Below are 21,165 nucleotides of genomic sequence, written 5' to 3'. Positions count from 1 at the left end.
GAAGGCCTCAGCCTTATTATGTGGACCCCATTTATTGTCTCCTCCCTCGGCAGCGACATGATGTTGCCTGACCTAAGCCTGTTGTAGGTAATTATGTGGACTTCATGGACTTTTGAGGCCATGTACTCAGCTACTCTCCTTACGACTTCCTCTACTCCCCCTATTATTGGCAAGTAGAATGGCGAGACATGCACTATCCTCAAACGCTGTTGCACCCTACTATTAACCAAAGTTCAAGACTTTAAGGGTTTTGACATCGTCGTGGCGTGGATTCATAAGCTTCTTTGTGCATAGTTCCTTTATGGTAATACCTTAGCTGACACTTCGCAACATGTCATAACTCAGAAATATTTTTGAATAAACATTTACTTGGCCTGTGGCTTGAATTCAGCAGAACTCTAAGTCATAGTTATGGTCCACGACAGCAAAAAGTACTTGTTTTACGCGCTTCGCAGCCTGGAGAGGCAGATCCTCCCCAAGGACAAATTTGAGGTAGTTGTAATAAAGAACTTCAAGAATAAAGAGAGCGACGAGATAATAAGGATGAGTGAATGGAAAAACATAGTTGCTGACGTAGCCCAAGTGGGCAGGAAGGTGGTCATAGGCTTTAAGGAGTCAGATGATGGCATTTTCTAACATTTTATTATATTTTCCTTTCTAACATATATTTATATAAAAAATTATTAGTTGTAGCTTTTAAATCTTAAACAATTTTATTTCAAAGATCTTATGTAAAAATATTAGTTAAACAATTCGTTTAAGAATTTTAGCTGATTTAACAATCTGCCACGACATCTAAAGAAATATAACCATTATCTATGCGATTTTCTATTATTTTTAATTTTATATCTTGCTGCATTATTTTTAAAATATCTTTTATACTTATTAGCCAATCATAATCGTTAAATTCTAATTCTACCCCTTCGTCGCAATTTTTAATTTTCTTAATGGATTCCTGCATAATAATTAATGGACTCTTATTGCCACAGCCTTCAAATTTATTTATTTTGATTTTGTCTATTATTTTCATTAAGGTTCAGCACCTTTCTTTATTGGGGCTCCAACAATGTTTCCCCATTCCGCCCAAGATCCATCATATACCCTTACAGAAGGATACCCCAATATGTACTTTAAAACAAACCAAGTATGTGAAGCTCTTTCACCTATTCTACAATAAGTTATAATTTCTTTATCTTTTCTTATCCCAGAGCTTTCAAATAATCTTTCAAGTTCTTCTTTGCTTTTGAATTCTCCAGTTTCAGGGTTTACTGCCTGAGACCATGGGAAATTTATGGCACCTGGTATATGTCCTCCAACTTGTGTCTGCTCATCTGCATATTCTGGCGGTGCCCTAATCTCTCCAGTAAATTCCTTTGGAGATCTTACATCTATTAGAAAAGTTGTCTTACCTACTTCGTTTTTAGTTACTTTTTGCAGTAATTCCCAGAAAAATACCCTATTGCTTCCCCAGTCAAGTTTTTTAATCTTATAATTTCCTTTGTTGTATTTAGTCTCATTATTACCTTTTTCTATGGGTAAATTTTCTTTAGCCCATTTTGTTCTACCACCATTTAAAACTCTTACATCATCATGGCCATACGCTTTGAATAACCAAAAAGCATATACTGCAAACCAATTATTATAATCCCCATATAGCACTACTATAGTATCATTATTAATACCTTTTGATTCCATCAATTCTTCAAACTCCTTTGGCTCTAAAAAGTCCCTTAGTATTTTATGCCTTAAATCTTCTCTCCATCTTATTAATACTGAGCCAGGTATGTGCCAAATATTAAATGCTGTTGTTGGATCATAATCTACCTCGACAACTCTTACATTATCATCCTTTAAATGGGATAACAACCAATTATTATCAACAATTTCCTTAATTTCGCCCATGTTACATCACTATGTTTTAAGCCTAAAAGAATTAAATTATTTTTAAGTTCATACAAATAAAAATTTTTTTCTCTATGTATATTTTTGATATAAATCATGTATTTCTATATAAATAGAAAAAATTATTAGGTTTTAGTTTGTTTTTGCTAATGATATTTTGCTAATGATAAAATGAAAATTGCTTATTACTTATTATTTCTATTGTTACTTTATAAACACCATTTTCTTCTTCTATGCTTACCAGTTTATTTTTTGTTCTATCGCACCATGCTTTAGAATCTGCCTTAACTCCTGGATCAGTTGCATATAATATTATTTTATCTCCATTCTTTGCTTTTTTGTATGCCTTTATTAGTTCTGTTATAGGTCCTGGACAAGCTAAACCCTTACTATCAATACTATATCAACCATAAACATATCACCTCCTTAAAACAAATTTTCTAATAGAAACGATCAAAAAACTTACTAAAATTGAAAAAATACCCCATCCTAACAAAACGCTTTGATATTGTACCAATACAGAAGATTTAATAATCAATGCTGCATTAGAATTCAAACTAGGTAATTCAAAAGCAATACCTATCAATAATAAGCCAAATAATATACCGAATATTAGATTAACTAAAGTTTTACTATATGAGCCTTTATTATTAGTAGTAATATTATTCGAATTTCTTTTTAGAGAAGCAGCCCAACTGCTTAAATTAACATAAGCATAATAGCCGGCTATTGTACCAGGTATGAATCCTACAGTAAATATCAGGCCGAATATCGATAATCCAGTAAGGCCTGACCAAAAACCTCCTACGCTGCATCCCTGAGCCATTCTCGCTCCTATAGCTAGTATTATCCCTCCAATGAATGCTATTACGATTTCGGCAACTCTATTAGTGGTCCTACTTGGTAGTTTTATGTCAAAAGTACCTGTATAAGAAGCATAAATAAAAGCCCCTAAAATAACCATCAATATGAAAAATGTAAATGCACTTATAACAGGCACTGTAGAAAACCAATTTGGATCTCCTTTTGATGCCAAATTTATACCAAATGGCCTTAATAAATACTCTGAGAAAAGACCAATAGGCGTTGTAACACCTAAATAGTTAAAGAAATGACCGGCGGCAAATATAAAGGAACCTATCATAATTAAACCAAATATTGTACCAATAAAATACGGAGATTGATATAGTGCCCCCTTATTTCTTTCTTCAAATTCTTTTCTATTCTTCCTCATCCATAAAGCTGGTAATAAAATAACAAATGCAAATATTATGCCTATTAATAATGCAAATCCGCTGAAAGAACCAAAGTTGTAAGGTATAAAATTAACAGGATTTCCATTGGCTATACTAAAGAATTCGTTAGTATTCCACCACTTACCTAATTTAAGTCCATCAAATATTGGATACGCAAATATCATTGTTCCTATAATCATCCCTATTATTTCAAACCAATTAACTACATAACCAACTCCAGATTTCCATAGCATACCGAACATGCAACCATTTCCAAGCATTATTCCAAATCCAAAAATAAATGATCCTAAGAGGGTATACCAACCTGCACCTGGCATGAAATAATAAGCGTCAACATATGGAACAACGTGAAATGCGGTAAGTATGCCAACACCTAAGGCGGAAACAGCTATGCCTGTTAGTATAATTTCATATATTTTGCTGTATTTCAATCCCATTACCTGATGAGTAGCAACAACTATGCAATACGTATATTTAGCTCCCATTATTCCAGCTATAATACCTAAAAGCCCATAAAAGAGCCCGATAACCCAAGCAGGGTAATTAAACAATGGTAATGGACCCATCCTTTTCACCAATTTCTATATGTATAGAATAGAATAAATCATTTAAATTTCTATATGTATATATTAACTGAAAGAATATATTTAAATAATACTTTGATAAATTTTTAAATATATGTAAATTAAAATTACGAGTTATATTTATAAATTAAAATACATGTTTATAGAATTAGTTATAATTAAAATAATTAACTAGATAAATATATTAAGGTTGAAATTAATAAAATCTAAAAAAACTTAATTTTTTCTTTTTAACTTAGCTGGCCACCAAACATAATTTCCTAATAGATATGCAATAGCAGGTGTAAAAAGATAAGAAGCCATAAGACCAGCTATAAATACGCCACTCATCAATGCTATACCCATTCCCTTAAATCCTGGAGCAGAAAAAGCTAATAGACCTGAAAATGCACCTGCCATTATTATTGAAAGGCCTATTACTAAAACGCCCATTTTACCTACTGCATATGAAACTGCATCTTTCATATCTTTATTCTCGCTTTCTTCCCTAATTCTGTTTATTATAAAGCTATTATAATCCATTCCAACACCTAATATTGCTGTAAACACAACTATTGGTAAATACCAAGGTAATGTTATGCCCATTATATGATAGTATTCTATAGCTATAGTGGTACCAAATATAGCTGAAAATACTACGCTTCCCAGCGCAGTCAATGCCATGGGAACGCTACCAAAGAATATAAGCAGTATAGCAAACATTAATAATATTGCTATTGGATATACTAAATGATAGAAATTATGATATACAATATTTTTAAGATCTAAATTAATAGCAGCCTCTCCCCCAACCATTGCACTAGTTGAAATGTTCTTGGATATTTCCCTTATATTTTCTGTGCAACTTATTGCATCTTTCCCCAATGGATACACAGATAACGTAACTTGCAGTATAGGTTTGCTAGAATTTATCAATTGAGTCGATTGAATACATGAAAGCTTAGATATGGATTGGTTGATTTTTTGCAATACAGTGATATTTGGTGCAACTATGTAGTCTGGGTATAAAATTCCAGAAGCATAGTTGTTTGATAAATAATGTAAAGCAGTAACTGCTTGTGAATTTTGAGGCATCATTAACGTAAAATCATAACTGCCTTTAAAAGACGTATATATATAAATCGAAGGTATTAATAAAATAAATACTATGACTAAAACTATAGCTGATCTCTCTGTTATTTTTCTTGACTTAATAGGTTTATCCTGCTTGTTATTTGATTTTAAATTAGAAGGCCACCATATAATTCTGTGTCCACCTATTATTGAAAGTAATGATGGTATAACAGTTAAACTAACAGTCATAGTTATTAAGATTGATATAGGTGCAGATTCTCCTAGACTTGCTAAAAATGGAAAGTTAGATGCTATTGCCATCGATCCGAAACCAATAGCGGCAGTTAAAGCTCCGGTAATTACTGCCCTCCAGCTTCTCTTCAATGCATTTTCTGCAGCTAATTTAGAATTTCCAGTTTTGATGTATTCTTCTCTAAACCTTCTTGATATTAGACTTGAATAATCTATACCTAAACCAAGGCCAGCTAAATACATTATTGTTCTGCTTATTGAATTTAATGTAATAATATTATGACTGGCTAAAATGTAGCCAATTCCTAAAGCCATTATAAGACCAATACCTATACCAATAAATGGTATAACGATAGCCACAATGGCTTCTAGGACTATAGCTAATATTATTAAAACAAGGATTGTGCTTATGAAATCGCTTTGACTAATGCTTTTTATTGAAGAGTTCCCAAGTTGGTAGTTTAATATTTGAGTTCCAGTTAGCATTATACTTACGTTGTTAAATCCTTTAGTCTTTAATGAATTAAGCATATCGTTTTTTAATTCCAAGGCTTGACTATAAGATAAGTTTTCAGTTATAAATACTGCAAAGCCATTTAAATTGTTTTGTATAAGAATACCCTTTATTTTATTTATTATTGTTGGAAATGTTTTATTAAATATAAATTGTGTTATGTTATTTTGTTCCGCGTTGAAAGGTGTGGAATTGATAATTATGTTCATTGTTGATGAAACTAATAACGGTGTTATATTACTTGGAAATCCCATTTTCAAAAGCGTTTCATTTAAAATGTTTGGCATTTTAATTAACAGATATGTATAGTTATAAATTGGTTCTGTCGAATTTAATTCATTAATTAATATAGAAGCTTTTGGATTGTTAATCTTTTGGCTAATCAGAGAAATTGATAAATAATAAGTTGACTCATTATTTATAAGTTTTTGTGTAATACTGTTACTTACGTTGCTTATATTTGAAACAATCTTTGCAGCTATATTTAAGGCAAGAGTCTTATTGTTAAAGATATCTAAAGAAGCGTTCTTATCATAGCTTAAAATAACAGTTGGAATATAGCTTAAAATTACACTAGAATAATTTTTATATGATAACGGCAAATAATTAGCTATGGTTTTAGCTGCATAAGTTGCTGAAACAAATTTATTAAATGAGCCATTCGATATATACGATGATAGATTAAAGGCAATTTGTGATGGTATCTTTAATGATAATATTTCATATGTAATATTTCTTATTATTAAATCAAGAATACTTTCATTAAATCCTGCGGAAGCATATTTTAAGCCTATATTCATAATTAAATTTAATTCTTCGCCTGAAATTGGGAGGGAAGATAATATAGATTTAAACGTTTCTATGCTGGAATAGTTTGAAATTTCGTTTATTATATAATATAATTTGTATTGATTTTCTATTGTTAAATTATTCATAAGGGAATTTATATTAAACTCTAATGATGTGTTATAAAAATATTTACTATATAGATTTAATATTGGAAGAGCTTGTATATAGTTGCTTTGATTCATTTCTTGGTATAAAATTTTATATGTAAAATTATTCGCAACCTCATTATTAAAATTCTTTGGACCACCATTCAATAAAACATAATTAAATAAAGTTTCAATAAAGATTGGGCTAGGAGGAGGTACGTCATTAATTTGAGGTGAGTTTTCAATTACTTTCAATATATCATTTTGGGTTAAGTTCATCGTTTGATATGCGTTTGTTTGGTTGTATAAAATATATTCTACTCTTAAGGTATTAAGGTAAATTGTTCCATATGATAAAGATATACTTTTTGTTATGTTTCCGTATAAGATCATTTCTGGTTTAATCATAGAATACGTTTTGCTTAAATTATTACCTAAATTATAATAAGTTGAATATATGTAATCAGAGTTTCTTATCAGTGAAGATAATAAAATAATGTTATTTTTGAGATTGTTAAGTTTGTTTGTTAAATTAATTGTCGAGATCCAAATATCTTTTATGCTATTTGAAATAGATAATGATGAGTTTAAAAGAAAATTAGAAGTGTTTTGTATGTATAAATAAGTTGAATTCAAGATAGAAATCCAACTGTTTCCATACTTTATTGATCCATTAAGCCTATAAAATGAGGATAAATTTATTGGTATTCCTGATATTAAATAAATTATATTGCTTTGTTTGCTCGCATTGCTCTCATTTTGTACAATATTCATTACTTCGATGCTTTCAACATTTTTGGGTAGCATAGAAGACTCGTTTGTTGAAACAACGCTATTAATTTTAGTCATAAAAGGATAAAAAACCAGGGCTATTATTAAAGCAGCAATTATAATTATATACGCCAAATTTCTATTTTTGCTATACATATTTATCCCCGTTATAAATTAGTTTTATAAAATATAAATTTTAAGTCTTTCTCTAATTAATTATATTTTTAATTAATCAAAATATATATTGTTAAGTTTTATTTTAATAAAAACTTTATTTTTTCTCCTTCATATATGGGCATGCTACACGTTTTACCCTTGCATACATAAACTCTTGAACCATTACCGTACTTTAACATTTCCCTCATATAAGAAGGTAATTCATCTTTTCTTTCATCTGTAATCCTTTCAACAAATTTTAAGGGATAATATGTTAATAATGATGATTTATGAAGTAAATCTGCTTTTTCATCATTTTCGTCTATTACAACTATGTGTGCTATTCCATTAATATATGAACTAATACTTAAAGCTAAACCAGAATGAAAAACAGGCTCTCTCATTACAATTGATGCTAATGATTCCATTTTTTCATCAAAATCTATTCTACCAGATTGGTAAAGTTTTAACCAAGATTTTATGATAATTGAGTTAGGAGATTCGTTGGGTGTGTCTGAAAATATTGTATCGCTTTCTTTAACATTTCTCCTCTCTTTAAAACCAATTTCAGCTTTAAAATCCTTGGTTTCTTGCCACATATTTAAAGATAATTCCAAGTATTTTTGATTGCCTGTTACTTCATAAGCCGTTAATGATGATGATAATGATGATGATAGATCTTCCAGAATTTTTTCTCCATTTTCATTTATTCTTCTCCCAGAATTTCCAAGTTTTTCTATTATATTTAATGATTCATCTATCCCTTTGTTAGTTAATAAACTAGATAGCAACAGAGCTTCTGCAGCTCTTGCATTTTGATATGTATAAGCATTATTGTCTTTCCTTGGTTTTCTCCAGCTTTCTTTATATTTTCTTAACCTATTTCTGATGTTATTGATTAGCTTAAAAGAATCTTCTTGCGAAATGTTTAAAGAATTTGAAATTTCATAAATACTTTTCCTAGATAAAACCTTTCTACCTTCTACTTCTAGTAGATTATAAAAATCAAATATAAATAATGAAATATCAAACAAATCTCCCAATGCTTCTTTGAATTCCTTTTCTGTCCATGTATAATATTTGCCTTCAATTCCTTCATAATCGGCATCTATGCTGTTTGAAAATCCAATATCGTTTTTCATTTCATTTAAAATGAAGTCTACTGTCATATTTATTGCATCGAGCAACTCTCTATCATATGTTATTAGATATGCGTTAAAATAAGATAAGATTAGTTCTGAGTTATCTATTAGCAATTTTTCAAAGTGTGGAACTTTCCAATATCTATCAGTAGAATATCTATGAAAGCCACCAAATACATGATCAAAAATACCTCCATAATACATATTTTTTAAAGTAATCAACACAGGATCCATATATTTCTTATTTTTAAAATGCTGAGAGAGCAAAAATTGATCTGTTGTGGGATGTGGAAATTTTATTTCAGAATCTATCCCACCAAAGTTAAAGTCGTATGATGAGTAAACGTAATCTGAAATTTTCTGAACGAATTCATTTGATAATGGTGTACTATATACGTTAATTGATGAAGAAATAATATCTAAAGAGCTGTTTATTAATCTATTTCTATCTTCTTTCCACAACCTTAATATTTCTTTTAAGATTCTTTTAAATCCTACTTGGTATTCATTATCTTCTGCTGGAAAATAGGTGCCACCATAAAATACTTTTTTATCAGGAGTCATAAATACAGTTAATGGCCAACCGCTATTACCAGTTATTAATGAAACAGCTTCTTGTAACTTTCTATCGACATCTGGTAGCTCATCTCTATCAATTTTTATAGCTATGAAATTTTCATTTATTATTTCTGAAACTTCTTTATTTGAATAAGTGTTTTCATCCATTACGTGGCACCAGTGGCACCATGAAGCCCCAACATCAATTAATATTAGTTTATCTTCTTTTTTTGCTTGTTCAAATGCCTCTTCGCTCCATATAAACCAATTAATCGGCTGATCAGCGCTTTCTCTTAAATATTCACTTTTTTGATCTTTCAGCTTATTCAATAATAATCCCATATATGTTATTTCTGTAATATTTTTAACAACCAATATATATTCCTAATAATTGTTAACCCCCCGGTTAACAATAGCAATAAAATTTATTGAATGATTTTAAATCAAGCAATATAAACTCATTTATCTATAAAACACGATGTATCTATTTCATAATTTCAGATACCGAAATTCCTAGGTTGAGAAGAAAACCAATTTAATGATTTTTCAAGCTCATTTTCATTAAAATCAGGCCAAAGCACATCAGTGAAGTAGAATTCCGCATAATTAATTAGCAATGGGAAAAAACCGCTTATCCTCTTAACACCTCCAGTCCTAATTAATAAATCCATGGGCATCATATGCAACGAAGGAGGTTTTTCTCCATTTTTTATTAAATTTAATTCCCACTCACCAGAATAGCAATATGCTAGGTTTAGGACTCCATTTTTTCTATTTTTTGTTTCTTCTTCAGTTTTTCTGATTTCATTTAATATATAATTAGGAACTATACTCATATCACCTATTACTTTTACTGATATGTCATTATCTTTTAATTTTTTGTTTTCCCTTATATAATTAAAGCCTTCTTTTGATAAATTAAATAAGAAGTCCAGCTCAATTTTATTTCTTTTCGTACAATTTTCATAGCTTAATATGTAAACTGAGGCGTTATATATACCATAATCTATAATTTTGTCTAAAATTTTCTTTAAATTTTCAAAACCTGTTTTATATGCAGCGAAAAAATCAATTTTATTCTTTTTAGCCCACCTTCTGTTACCATCTGGGATAATACCTATATGAATTGGCAGATTTTGCGTTTTTATTCCCCTACCTTCTATCTGTTAGCTCATCTTAATATTTCTTTTCAATACTGATTTTTAAATTTTAGCTCTATTATTGTTTTTTGGTGGTAAGACTGGAAAGCTGGAAAGCCCTTCTAGAAGAAATAATGAGAAATAGCAAAAATGAATGGTGCAAAGATTTTGATGCTTGCCCTTTAGATGATATTCTTCTAAACATAGATGGCTATTCTTCTTCGAGAAGCAAACTGCCATGGATGAAATATGATGATTGGGCTTTTAAGGCAGCGTTAGCATCTATGAGTGATGTAGTGGTTTCTGGTGGAAGGCCTTATGCTTTATTATATAGCGTTGGAGTAACTGATGAGAACATCTTAAAATCTATATCAATAGGTATGGGAAAAGCTTCTGACTATTTAAAAAGCTCTATTTTAAAAGGTGATACAAATAAATCCACAAATGATTCATGGATTGACGTTGTTTCTATAGGAAAAATTAATAATAAAAGGTATGTTAATAGAAAAGGGGCAAAGCCAGGAGACTATTTAATTCAAATAGGCTATTTAGGTTATGGTACGCTATCGCAAATGTTATTGGAAAACAGAATAAAGATTGATAATATTAATGATAAACTATTAAGAAAAACTATTATACCAGATTTTCAGATAGATGCTTGGGTTCCTATTTATAAATATGGCACATCATCATCTGATAACAGTGATGGATGGGTTTCAACTATTTACAATATTATTGATTCTAGTAAAGTTAAGGTAGTTCTAGATGCAATAGAGATAGATCCTTTATTAAAAGATCTCATGAATAATGAAGATGCATTGAATAGCTGGGAGGATTACAATTTTGCAGTTACAACTAGCGAAGAAAACTTAGATGATTTTCTTGAGGAATGTACGAGGTTAAATATTAGGTGTTTTGTTGTTGGGAAAATAGAAGAAGGTTATGGACTTTATTATAATAATAATAGAATAGAGAACTTTGGGTGGACGTGGTAAGATTGAATGTAAATCAAGAGAGAATAATTAAAGTTTCCAATTCAATAAAAAATTTTGGTTTAGATAATATCTTGTTACTAGAAGAAAGAGTTGATCCACAATTTGATTACATACAAAGACTTAAAATGAAAGTAGGAAAAGGATATGCTACATTATATTCTTTGATCGTTTCTTTAGTTAGTTATAAATTAGCTATGAAAGGAGAAGAATGGTGGCAATGCTTTTCAAATTACTTATCAGATAAAGAAATACCGAAAAATGTTGATGAAGCAATTAAAAATGTAATCGATTTTATGAAAGATTGTAAAGGATCTATTATAGGGCAAAAATTTAAGTTAAAAAGAATAGAAAAGATCTCTAAGTCTAAAGAACTGTTAAACGCAATTGTTAATAATCCTGAAATTGTTTTAGAAAAACCTGAGGAGATTATGAAAAAAATTGCAAGTTCTCTAGGAACAGAAGAATGGAAAAAAACAATAACATTTTCTATAAAAATGGCCTATTATGCCGTTAAAAATAAAGGGGAAATTAAGCCTTTGCTTATAAATATACCTATGCCAATTGATATTAGAATTTCTTGCTTAACTTACACAAGTGGAATTGTTGAATCGGAATCTTTTAAGGAGATATTAAAGAATCCTAAAACTGCTATAAAAGCTTGGGACATGGTTTCTGAATTGAGCGAAGTACCCCAAATTCATTTGGATAGTTTGTTATGGGTCATTGGATGGGCGCCAAGAGAATTAGAAATAAGTGAGGCAAGAAAAAAAGTAATTGAATTCTTGAGTAAATATTATGATTCTAACAAAATTAATCAATTAATTAAAGAACTGTTTTATAGGGAATGCAAATAGTAAAACTTTAATATTCTATTCCTAATATTAAAATAGGAAAGGTGTATAACATGGGAGTTTACCAATATAGGGATTTAAAAAAGCCAAGCGGAGGACTAAAACATTTAGTGCATAAAAGAAAGAGAAGATATGCTATGGGAGAATTATTTGTGCCTGCAGTTCTTGAAGAAAAAGAAGAAAAAATTATAAAGAGATCTACAGGAGGAAATCTTAAAGTTTCATTGAGGAAAGTCTCTAGAGCTATAGTTACAGATAAAAAAGGTAAATCTAAGGTCGCTAAAATACTAAATGTGTTATCAACACCATCCAATAGAGAGTATGCAAAAAGAAACATAATAACAAAAGGAGCAATAATTCAAACGAGTGAAGGAAAAGCAAGAGTTACATCAAGACCTGGTCAAGATGGAGTAGTTAATGCAGTTTTAATAGAAGAGTAAAAGCCAAATAAAAGACTTTTAATTCTAATTAGTTTTTAAATATTTGAGTGAGAGGCATGTCTATAAATTATCCATGGCATTGGATTATTGAGTGGAGCACTCCTGGAACAGCTCATATGCATGCAGTAAATAATGTGTATGCATATGGTCAATCAAAATATCAAAGATGGGCTATTGTAGACTATTCAGATTTAGGTAAGGCATTGGTAATAGACGGTAAAGTTCAATCATCATTGCTAGACGAATTCGTATATCATGAGTCCTTAGTACACCCGGCTATGTTATTGAATGGAAATCCTAAAAAGGTTCTTATATTGGGGGGCGGTGAAGGTGCTACAGCTAGAGAAGCATTAAGATACAAATCCATAGAAAAAGTTGATATGGTTGATATTGATGATCAGGTCGTTGAAGTATGTAAAAAATATTTACCTGAATGGCATCAGAATTCATTTTATGATAAAAAGGTAAATGTTATTATAGACGATGCTGAACATTATATTGATAATACTAATGAAAAATATGATGTTATAATTTCTGATTTAGTTGATCCGGAAGAAGCGGGCCCAGCTGTTAGATTATATACTAGAGAATTTTATATGAAAATTATAAACAAGCTAGAGAAAAACGGAGTATTTGTTACACAATCAACAAGCCCAGTTTTAACACCAATGGTTCATGCTGTTATTTACAATACTATAAAAAGCGTATTTAAATATGCATATTCATATTATGTTTATATAAGGAGTTATGAGGGTATATGGGGATTTGTTATTGCTTCGAATGATATTAATGTTGAGAATGTTAAAAACTTTGATGTTGATAGCTTAATAAACAAGATGGTTAATGGTAAAAACAGATATTATGATAACGAGTCTCATGCTCATATGTTTTACATACCAAAATATATAAGAAATATATTGGAAAAAGAAAAAAGAGTGTCAACTCTAAAAGATCCTATTTATTTGCCAGCTTAGTTTTATTTTTCATTAGGTTTTTTAAAATTATTTATCCAAAATTCTGCTATTTCTTCCCTTTTAGCTATCCAAACATCAAAAGATTTAATGTATTTTATAAATTCCTTAAGAGCCTTTATTCTGCCAGGCCTTCCCATTATTCTTACGTGCATTCCGATGCTCATCATCTTTGATTCATATTTAGATTCCTCGTATAATTGATCAAACGAGTCTTTTGCATAAGAAAAGAATTCTTCTGCTGTTGAAAATCTGTTCATAGGATATAAGAAGTGGAAGTCATTAATATCAGGAGTGTAAGGTATAATCAAGAAATCCTTGTAGAAATATGGTAAGTCATCGTTGTATGCATCAGAATCATAAATAAACCCTAAACTTTTTACAATATCTATTGTGTTTTCGCTAGGCTCTCTTGCATAGTAACCCTTAGGTTTGTATCCAGTTATTTTTTGTATTATTTCAACAGATTTTTCTATTTGTCTTTTTTCTTCATCGTAACTCAGTCTATAGTTTTCAAACCACCTTAGGCCATGATCAACAATTTCGTGCCCGTCGTTTACAATTCTTTTTGCTGCAAATGGGTTTAGTTCTAATGTATGTGCAACAGAGAAAAATGATGCTTTAACATCCAATTCCTTTAATGTATTTAATATTCTCCATATAGCAACCCTTGTACCATATTCATAAACGCTTTCCAATCCAACATCTCTTTTTTTAACATCGATTGGAGGAAATTCTCCTATTGATTCTACTATTCCATCAACCTCATATGAATGCTCAGAACCACATTCGTAATTAAAAACTAAGTTAACTGCTAGACCTTTATTTCCAGGCCATTTAAAATCTGGTCTTTTTTCACCATATCCGATAAAATCTCTTTCATAAACCAACTTTATCCCCAATTTGTAAATAGTTATAAATATATTTATATTTTCGATTCGCTCCGAGTCTTTATTTATTCAAGATTTTATTTCGGTGATAATATGGATATAATTACATTTGTTCAGCAAATAACAGAAAGGGTTACCGCTTTAGCCTGGGCAATGTTTTTATTAACATGGAGTATAGGCTGGACATTAAAGGGATCACCAATACCTATTAATAAATTAAAGAGAGTTGGAGGAAGTTTAATAGAAGATTCCATTTGGGCTGCATTTTGGCTTGCTATAGGCTCTTCATTATTTAGCTTTATTGTATATATAGTTAACCTAATAACGGGTTGATTTTAATGGCAAATTTCTATTATTTATTAGCAATAAACTTATCTCTTCTTACGTTTTATTTAGGGGTATTAATTTATGCTTTGCCCATACCGGATAAAGGAGTTAAAAGATGGAGCGGTATATTAATAAAGGACTCTATACTTTCATTTATTATAATTATATCAATTTATTTTATTTATAATTACATAAATAATTTAGCAAATTCATTGGGAGGTTCATGGGGTTACTTTAATCTATGGCTTACAAATGCAATCACTTTAAGTATTTCAACTAAGGCATTGCTTATTTTACTATCTTCTTTGCTAACTAAGGTTCCCTTAGGTTCGCAGATGATATCTATGATATCACCTATAAATGATGCCCTAACGGCTGAAATAATATTTTTAGCTGGTTTGTGGGGAATATATTTTATTGTTAATTCGTTAGGTCAAACTATATTAATGTTTGGATTAGTTTTATATTCGATACCTTTTAGAGTAGCTAGAGATGCAGGGGCTTGGTTTATTTCGTTTATTTTGGTATTTAGTATTGGCTTACAAATTATGCCGGTTTTTATTACAAACATTGCTGAATCAAGTGGGGTCAATTTAAATAATCAGGCTATAAGTATGGGATTAACTTTTATTAATGCAAAGGCATACTATAGAGATAATCCTATAAAAAATTCATTAATCTATGTTTATACATATAATAATTCATATAATCAGATAGCTATATATAAAACAGATAATAATGGAAACATTATAAGTCCAATTTATGGAAATGAAATTTCTTTACCTAGCGAGGTTCCGTCATATTTCTTTTCAGTAATTGATGATGTAGCTTTTAAGTTATATCCTTTCCCATTATATCCTTATAATTTATCTTTTAGAAATAATCAAGAATATATATTATATACGAATAACATACTATATGAAAATGAAAACTATACTTTGGCATTTGAAGGAAACAATGGAAATTATAATTCTTTTACAAATGGTAACACAGTTTATATATATGGCAATACAGGGTATGTTGAAATAAGAGCATTGGATGAATGCGTTAATAATATAAGTTATTCAAACTTCGTTGAAACAAAAGGTACGTGGAATTTCAATAACTTGGAAGGAATTTATTATAAGTTTACCCCAATTAATCAAAGCTCAAATAGTTATTTAGAATTTAATGTAAATAATTGTACACAACCAAAGCTAAACGTTAAGTATTCTGATTATGCGAACAATTACTTGGGAATACAAAACATATTAACACCTTCAATTCTAGAGTTTTTTCTTCTATATTATATAACGATTCCATTAATATATTTTTCATTATTAATTTCCATAACTTATGGCCTTGCTAGGTTGTTAGGAGGTAGGAGAGGAATAATTCCAAGAGTGATATAATTATGAACTCTTTTCAAATTTTTGATTTGATAATAGGAATTGTTGCATTTATTTCAATATTTCTTATAATTAAAAACATGAAAGCTAATACTGATTTAACTATACCTTTAAAGATTAAACCTAAAAAACAAGGAAATTACATAGAATATAGCGTTAATGGAAAGAAATACATTGGTATACCTTATTTATCCGATAATTTGCCTAGAGGAGGTGAAGATTTACCAAGAAGAATTATAAGACTTGCAAGATCTAGTAGGTTAAGCGTTTCGTTTATATCTAATATGTATAATGTAAATAAGAGCACCCTTCTTAAGCTTATAGATGATGAAATGAAGAAAGCTGATTTATACTATTCTACAACAAATCAAATTAAATATAGAGAAAGGCTAAGATTTTTAGAAGACCTTTATAAAGAAGTAACAAGAACTGGAGTGCCATACATTGGTAGTTTTGGTTTTATCGTGTGGATTGATAGTAATGATAAAGAATCAGAGTTATATGCAGAATCTTTTAGAAACCTGATTGAAGCAGAATCTCAAATCAAGACAAAAAGGGTTTATAATATAGAAGATATCATATCTATCAGCAATCCTATAGATGTTATTAAAGAGGATACATCAATACCAATTGTTTCTGCAGAAGACATAGGGGATTATGAAGGTATTGTTATAGGAGAAGAAGAGAATGATCCAGGTAAAACAGTTTTGTTATCATTTCCTGATAATTTCAAACATCACATAGGCATTTTTGGCCCAACAGGTAGAGGGAAAACAGTAATTCTATCAGGTATTGCAATGCAACTGATGTTAATTTCATCAGTTGTTAATTCTATGCAGTCTATAATAGTAATAGATCCAAAAGGTGATTTATCCAAGCTGTTAAAGAAGAATTCAGACTATTACATAGAACCTACGGAAAAGGATTGTATAAAAATACCTAGGAAAGACGGTATTGCGATGAAATTGATTGAAAGTTCTATTAAAACAGGTGAAGGAAGCAAGATAAATATTTGTGAAGGATATTTAGATAAAAAAGGACTTGTTGTTTATGATTTATCTAAAATGCGCAATGAAGAAAGGAATGTATATTCTTCCCTAATAATCTCTTCACTAGCATTGGAAGCGAGTGAAAAAGGTTTTGATAAACCTGTTATATTAATAGTAGATGAAACATGGAGGATTGTTAACAATTCGTATTTTCACTTAGAGTTTGCTATGAGAGAAGGTAGGAGTAAAGGTTTATATGTAATTTACGCTACCCAATTGCCATCTGATGTTGGAAAAAACATAATAGATAATACCGGTGTGAAAATTATATTTGGCGGTTTTACAAATTATTATGTTGATTTATCTCAGCAATTGGGAATAGAAAATGCTGAGGTATTGCATGAACTGCCTGTAGGGCATATAGTTCTCAAAATAGAGAATAATAAAGAAAAAACAGTAAAGGTTATAGACTTTAGCAAATTGCTTAAAATGGGAGGCAATACTTAAATATAAGGTGTGGAAAATGGGAAAAAGCTTAAGGCAGCAAAGAGCAGGTAGAGGAGGCTCTCAATTCAGGAATCCAGGGCATATACATATAATGCCTGCAAAGTATCTACCTATAGACAAAACTGAAAAAGGGACTATAAAAGATTTAATACATGATCCAGGAAGATACGTACCATTAGCACATATAGTTACGGAATCAGGAAAGGAATTTTATGTACCTGCAGCTGAAGGATCTTATGTAGGGCAAGAAATACAAATTGGTGATGATGCTGAACCAGTATTCGGTAACATATTACCACTAAGCAAAATACCTGAAGGAACTTATGTGTTTAATGTTGAGCTTAGGCCTGGAGATGGTGGTAAATTAGCAAGGCAGGCTGGGAGCTATGCTTTAGTATTAGGGAAAAGTGAAGATAAAGTAAGAATAAGATTGCCAAGCAAAGTTGAAAAAGATTTAGATAAAGATTGCAGAGCAACCATAGGCATACCAGCAGGGGCAGGAAGGATAGAGAAGCCATTATTGAAGGCAAGCGCTTCATATTATAAGGCTAAAGCAAAAGCCACAAAATTCCCAACTGTTAGAGGCGTTGCAATGAACGTAGCTTCTCATCCATTTGGAGGCGGATCACATCAGCATGAGGGTAGACCAACAACAGTTGCAAGAAATACGCCCCCAGGGAGAAAAGTGGGTCATATAGCAGCTAGAAGAACTGGTAGGAAGAAAAAGTGATCATATTAATTTAGAAACTTCTATCATTTTCTTAATAACTTCTGTTGCATTTTTACCAAAAATAAAACTTCCAGGTTCTTTTCCAAAATCTCCTAGATCATATATAAAATCTACTGGTTTTTTGCTAATATTGATTGCATAAGTTATGCCCCAAGGTATAGACCCTCCTTCCGTTTCTTTAACATCAATTGGTTCGTATTTTCTATCATAATAAGAGCTTGTGTATCCTAATTTTTCTACAACTTTTTTTATCTTCTCATTATATGCTATATTAGCAGCAGATCTATAGTCTGGATAGAATTCCATATATTTCAATAATGCTCTAGCTACATGGCTACTAGCACCAAATTCAGGCTCATTTTCAAAAATTAGCTTATTGCCAAAATTTCTTATTCTACCTGGAACTGCTATTATATCTTGCAAATCCCTCGTATAAAATTTAGGTAATGCCATTGCAATATTTGTAGAAATTTCTGGTATGAGCTTTGATATTAACTCTTCATTTTCTTTCATTAGGCTTAAAGCTTTTTTCATTTCTAAATATGTTAAGTATTTATGATAATTTATTTCCATATAAGCATTTGGATTAACTGGCCCATGACCTTTTCCAATCGGTAAGCCATATGATATCGCTTGAGTTATCATTATTTTTGCAATTTTTACAGATTCAAATACATCAAAGCCTTTAGCTAAGTTAGCTGCAATTGCAGCTGAAAATGAGCATCCAGTTCCATGATCTGTATTTGTTAAAATTCTCTTTTCTTTATATTCTTTATATTGCCCATTGTAATACAATACATCTATAGAAAAATCTCCCATCATGTGACCTCCTTTAATGATAGCTGCTTTTGCACCATATTTTTCTACAATTATTTTTGCTGCTTCTCTTGCATCATCCAAGTTTGAAATTTTTATATTTGTTATTTTTTCAGCTTCAGGCACATTAGGAGTTATTACTGTAGCTCTAGGTATTAATTTATCTATAAGAACTTTTATGGCATCTTCTTTAAGCAAAGTAGAACCGCTCTTAGAGATCATTACTGGATCTATTACTAAAGGAAAATCATAGGATTTTAATGTATTTGCGACCTCATTAACTATATCAGCATTGCTTAGCATTCCTGTTTTTGCCGCGTCAATTCCAATATCATTATATATAGCCTCGATTTGTTTCCTTACAATCAGTGGAGAAATATCATAAATACCTGTAACTTCATAGGTATTTTGAGCTGTTACGCTTGTTACAGCAAGAGTTCCGTGAACTCCCATTATAGAAAAAGTTTTTAGATCAGCAGCTATTCCAGCTCCTCCACTACTATCACTTCCAGCTATGGTTAATGCAACCGGTATGACCTTATTTCTTTTAGTTTCATTACTCATTTTTACCACCTTTAATTAAGTCAAGTGTTCTAAAGAAAACTGGCCAAAAATCATCTTTTTCGGGCTGATTAATCTTTGTTTCTTTATCTTTATCTATTAGATAAACGCCATTACCTTCTTTTGCTTCCCCTATTATTCTTGCCTCAATACCTTTTTCATTTAAAATTTTAATAGCTTCTTTTTCTTTATCTTTGCTTATTGCAGCAATTAATGTACCTTCGCTAATCGATGCATAAGGATCTATATTAATTTTGGTAAAACTAGAAAACGATTTTAATACCTTTGAAACATCATCCCTAATAAACAATTTTTCTTTATAAACTTCTATCTTAACTTTGCTTGCTTCAGCAATATCATTTAATGCACCCCAGACCCCATATTCTGTTGCATCGTGCATTGCCTTGACTCCTTTTCTCAAACCAAGAGATGATAAGGTTAGAGCGTCTTCCACAACAGACTGTAGCCAAAATATATTTTGTGCCTTTGATGCAAATTCCTTACCGTAATCTTTTTCTAAAACTTGAGGAAATAGAGAAGATAATATGCCTGCGGTCTCAATAGCAGGACCTTTTGTCATAAGTATCAAATCTCCTGGTTCAACCATATTTGGTGAAACATAATTGTCTTTGTTGGTTACTCCTATTAGTGTAGCTCCTCCTATCATTGGATAATCAACACCTTCATATCTTCCTGTATGACCAGAAACGATAGATATACCAAGTTTTAAGCACTCTTTATGAATGTTTAGCCACATTTCCTTGAATTCTTCATCAGTCATTTTCATTGGTAAATTTAAATCAATGAATAGATATTTGGGAGGAACTCCAGAAACTGCAACATCGCTTGCTAATATATGAACTGCAAACCATGAACTCTTTTCCCAACCATATTCAGGGACAATATAAACTGGATCTACCTCTATTATTAAATCCTTATCTCCTACATTTAAAACTCCAAAATCCACACCAAATTGCGGACCAATTTTAACATTTTTATCCTTAATGCCAAGATTGGGGTATATTACTTCTTCAAACGTTTTTCTGTTTACTTTTCCTATAACATAATTCGCATTCATTATTATTACCCTTCTCGGTAGTAAAAATAAAAAGTATTAAACTTTTATTATTATAAAATAAAAGTTGTGGGTATTATAAAATTTATCAAATTATATTATTTTAATAAAAATATAATAAATTAAAAAATTATTTTGTTATTTATTAATTTAAATACGATAATTGTAAAAATGATTAATAAAGAAATCAGAAATCAAAACCGAAGTAACATATCATATATTAAAATATATTAAATTTTAATAAACATGGTTTATTTTTACCATAAATTTTAACGTTTGTTTCTCTCTGTTGACTTTTCTTACTCTATATGTGTTGTATTTTATCGGTATTGTATATCCTAGAGACATGTCTATACAATTTAG

19 protein-coding genes and 1 pseudogene are annotated in these 21,165 nt (G+C 30.3%); 9 read left to right on the top strand and 11 right to left on the bottom strand.

Going from position 1 to position 21,165, the window contains the following annotated elements; all coding sequences use genetic code 11:
• Positions 1–203, bottom strand: a pseudogene (locus Q0C16_RS06945) (glycosyltransferase family 1 protein); the annotation flags it as partial.
• Between the two features lie 208 nt (positions 204–411).
• Between Q0C16_RS06945 and Q0C16_RS06940 the strand changes: the two are divergent.
• Positions 412–636: a hypothetical protein gene (locus Q0C16_RS06940; RefSeq protein ID WP_292320751.1), complete on the top strand. Its 225-nt coding sequence runs from the start codon at positions 412–414 to the stop codon at positions 634–636.
• Positions 637–775: 139 nt separating this feature from the next.
• Here Q0C16_RS06940 and Q0C16_RS06935 read toward each other — a convergent pair whose 3' ends face one another.
• The 7 genes from Q0C16_RS06935 to Q0C16_RS06905 form a co-directional block, all read right to left on the bottom strand.
• Positions 776–1,030 carry a hypothetical protein gene (locus Q0C16_RS06935; RefSeq protein WP_292320749.1) on the bottom strand — a complete coding sequence of 85 codons (255 nt, stop codon included), beginning with the start codon at positions 1,028–1,030 and terminating at the stop codon, positions 776–778.
• Positions 1,030–1,902, bottom strand: coding sequence for a sulfurtransferase (locus Q0C16_RS06930; RefSeq protein ID WP_292320747.1), 873 nt, complete (start codon positions 1,900–1,902; stop codon positions 1,030–1,032). The genes Q0C16_RS06935 and Q0C16_RS06930 overlap by 1 nt, the downstream gene beginning before the upstream one ends.
• 160 nt (positions 1,903–2,062) lie before the next feature.
• The gene (locus Q0C16_RS06925; RefSeq protein WP_292320754.1) at positions 2,063–2,254 is read right to left on the bottom strand and encodes a sulfurtransferase TusA family protein; all 192 of its coding nucleotides are present in this window, start codon (positions 2,252–2,254) and stop codon (positions 2,063–2,065) included.
• Positions 2,255–2,320: 66 nt separating this feature from the next.
• A complete protein-coding gene (locus Q0C16_RS06920; protein ID WP_292320745.1) occupies positions 2,321–3,724 on the bottom strand; it encodes a YeeE/YedE thiosulfate transporter family protein in 1,404 nt (467 codons plus the stop codon).
• 234 nt (positions 3,725–3,958) lie between these two features.
• On the bottom strand, positions 3,959–7,423 hold the full coding sequence (locus Q0C16_RS06915) for an MMPL family transporter (protein ID WP_292320743.1): 3,465 nt from the start codon (positions 7,421–7,423) through the stop codon (positions 3,959–3,961).
• A gap of 98 nt (positions 7,424–7,521) precedes the next feature.
• On the bottom strand, positions 7,522–9,453 hold the full coding sequence (locus Q0C16_RS06910; protein WP_292320741.1) for a thioredoxin domain-containing protein: 1,932 nt from the start codon (positions 9,451–9,453) through the stop codon (positions 7,522–7,524).
• Between the two features lie 167 nt (positions 9,454–9,620).
• Positions 9,621–10,235 carry an undecaprenyl diphosphate synthase family protein gene (locus Q0C16_RS06905; RefSeq protein WP_292320753.1) on the bottom strand — a complete coding sequence of 205 codons (615 nt, stop codon included), beginning with the start codon at positions 10,233–10,235 and terminating at the stop codon, positions 9,621–9,623.
• A gap of 119 nt (positions 10,236–10,354) precedes the next feature.
• Between Q0C16_RS06905 and Q0C16_RS06900 the strand changes: the two genes are divergently transcribed.
• From Q0C16_RS06900 to speE, 4 genes are read left to right on the top strand one after another with little or no spacing between them, the layout of a single operon-like run.
• On the top strand, positions 10,355–11,257 hold the full coding sequence (locus Q0C16_RS06900; RefSeq protein ID WP_292320739.1) for a thiamine-monophosphate kinase: 903 nt from the start codon (positions 10,355–10,357) through the stop codon (positions 11,255–11,257).
• Positions 11,258–11,259: 2 nt separating this feature from the next.
• Positions 11,260–12,111 carry an N-glycosylase/DNA lyase gene (locus Q0C16_RS06895; RefSeq protein ID WP_292320738.1) on the top strand — a complete coding sequence of 284 codons (852 nt, stop codon included), beginning with the start codon at positions 11,260–11,262 and terminating at the stop codon, positions 12,109–12,111.
• Positions 12,112–12,161: 50 nt separating this feature from the next.
• Positions 12,162–12,548 carry a 30S ribosomal protein S8e gene (locus Q0C16_RS06890; RefSeq protein WP_292320736.1) on the top strand — a complete coding sequence of 129 codons (387 nt, stop codon included), beginning with the start codon at positions 12,162–12,164 and terminating at the stop codon, positions 12,546–12,548.
• A gap of 56 nt (positions 12,549–12,604) precedes the next feature.
• Positions 12,605–13,522 carry a polyamine aminopropyltransferase gene (gene speE / locus Q0C16_RS06885; RefSeq protein WP_292320735.1) on the top strand — a complete coding sequence of 306 codons (918 nt, stop codon included), beginning with the start codon at positions 12,605–12,607 and terminating at the stop codon, positions 13,520–13,522.
• Between the two features lie 2 nt (positions 13,523–13,524).
• Here speE and Q0C16_RS06880 read toward each other — a convergent pair whose 3' ends face one another.
• Complete coding sequence (locus tag Q0C16_RS06880) at positions 13,525–14,409, bottom strand: polysaccharide deacetylase family protein (RefSeq protein WP_292320734.1); 885 nt, start codon at positions 14,407–14,409, stop codon at positions 13,525–13,527.
• Between the two features lie 93 nt (positions 14,410–14,502).
• Here Q0C16_RS06880 and cedA1 point away from each other — a divergent pair, with 93 nt between their 5' ends.
• From cedA1 to Q0C16_RS06860, 4 genes are read left to right on the top strand one after another with little or no spacing between them, the layout of a single operon-like run.
• Positions 14,503–14,742: a DNA import protein CedA1 gene (cedA1, locus tag Q0C16_RS06875; RefSeq protein ID WP_292320733.1), complete on the top strand. Its 240-nt coding sequence runs from the start codon at positions 14,503–14,505 to the stop codon at positions 14,740–14,742.
• Between the two features lie 5 nt (positions 14,743–14,747).
• Positions 14,748–16,127 carry a hypothetical protein gene (locus Q0C16_RS06870; protein ID WP_292320732.1) on the top strand — a complete coding sequence of 460 codons (1,380 nt, stop codon included), beginning with the start codon at positions 14,748–14,750 and terminating at the stop codon, positions 16,125–16,127.
• Between the two features lie 2 nt (positions 16,128–16,129).
• On the top strand, positions 16,130–17,620 hold the full coding sequence (locus Q0C16_RS06865; RefSeq protein ID WP_292320731.1) for a DUF87 domain-containing protein: 1,491 nt from the start codon (positions 16,130–16,132) through the stop codon (positions 17,618–17,620).
• 16 nt (positions 17,621–17,636) lie between these two features.
• On the top strand, positions 17,637–18,350 hold the full coding sequence (locus tag Q0C16_RS06860; RefSeq protein WP_292320730.1) for a 50S ribosomal protein L2: 714 nt from the start codon (positions 17,637–17,639) through the stop codon (positions 18,348–18,350).
• Here the strand turns inward: Q0C16_RS06860 and Q0C16_RS06855 are convergent, their stop codons facing one another.
• Positions 18,351–19,730 (bottom strand): bifunctional hydroxymethylpyrimidine kinase/phosphomethylpyrimidine kinase, encoded by a 1,380-nt coding sequence (locus Q0C16_RS06855; protein ID WP_292320728.1) that lies wholly within the window; start codon positions 19,728–19,730, stop codon positions 18,351–18,353.
• Positions 19,723–20,805 (bottom strand): AIR synthase family protein, encoded by a 1,083-nt coding sequence (locus Q0C16_RS06850; protein ID WP_292320726.1) that lies wholly within the window; start codon positions 20,803–20,805, stop codon positions 19,723–19,725. The genes Q0C16_RS06855 and Q0C16_RS06850 overlap by 8 nt, the downstream gene beginning before the upstream one ends.
• Positions 20,806–21,165: the final 360 nt, after the last annotated feature.

The sequence above is a fragment of the Caldisphaera sp. genome, from assembly GCF_023256325.1.
In the GTDB taxonomy this organism is placed as follows: Archaea; Thermoproteota; Thermoprotei_A; order Sulfolobales; family Acidilobaceae; genus Caldisphaera.
Note: the sequence above shows the minus strand (reverse complement) of the source record. Positions and strands in the feature narration are given on the sequence as shown.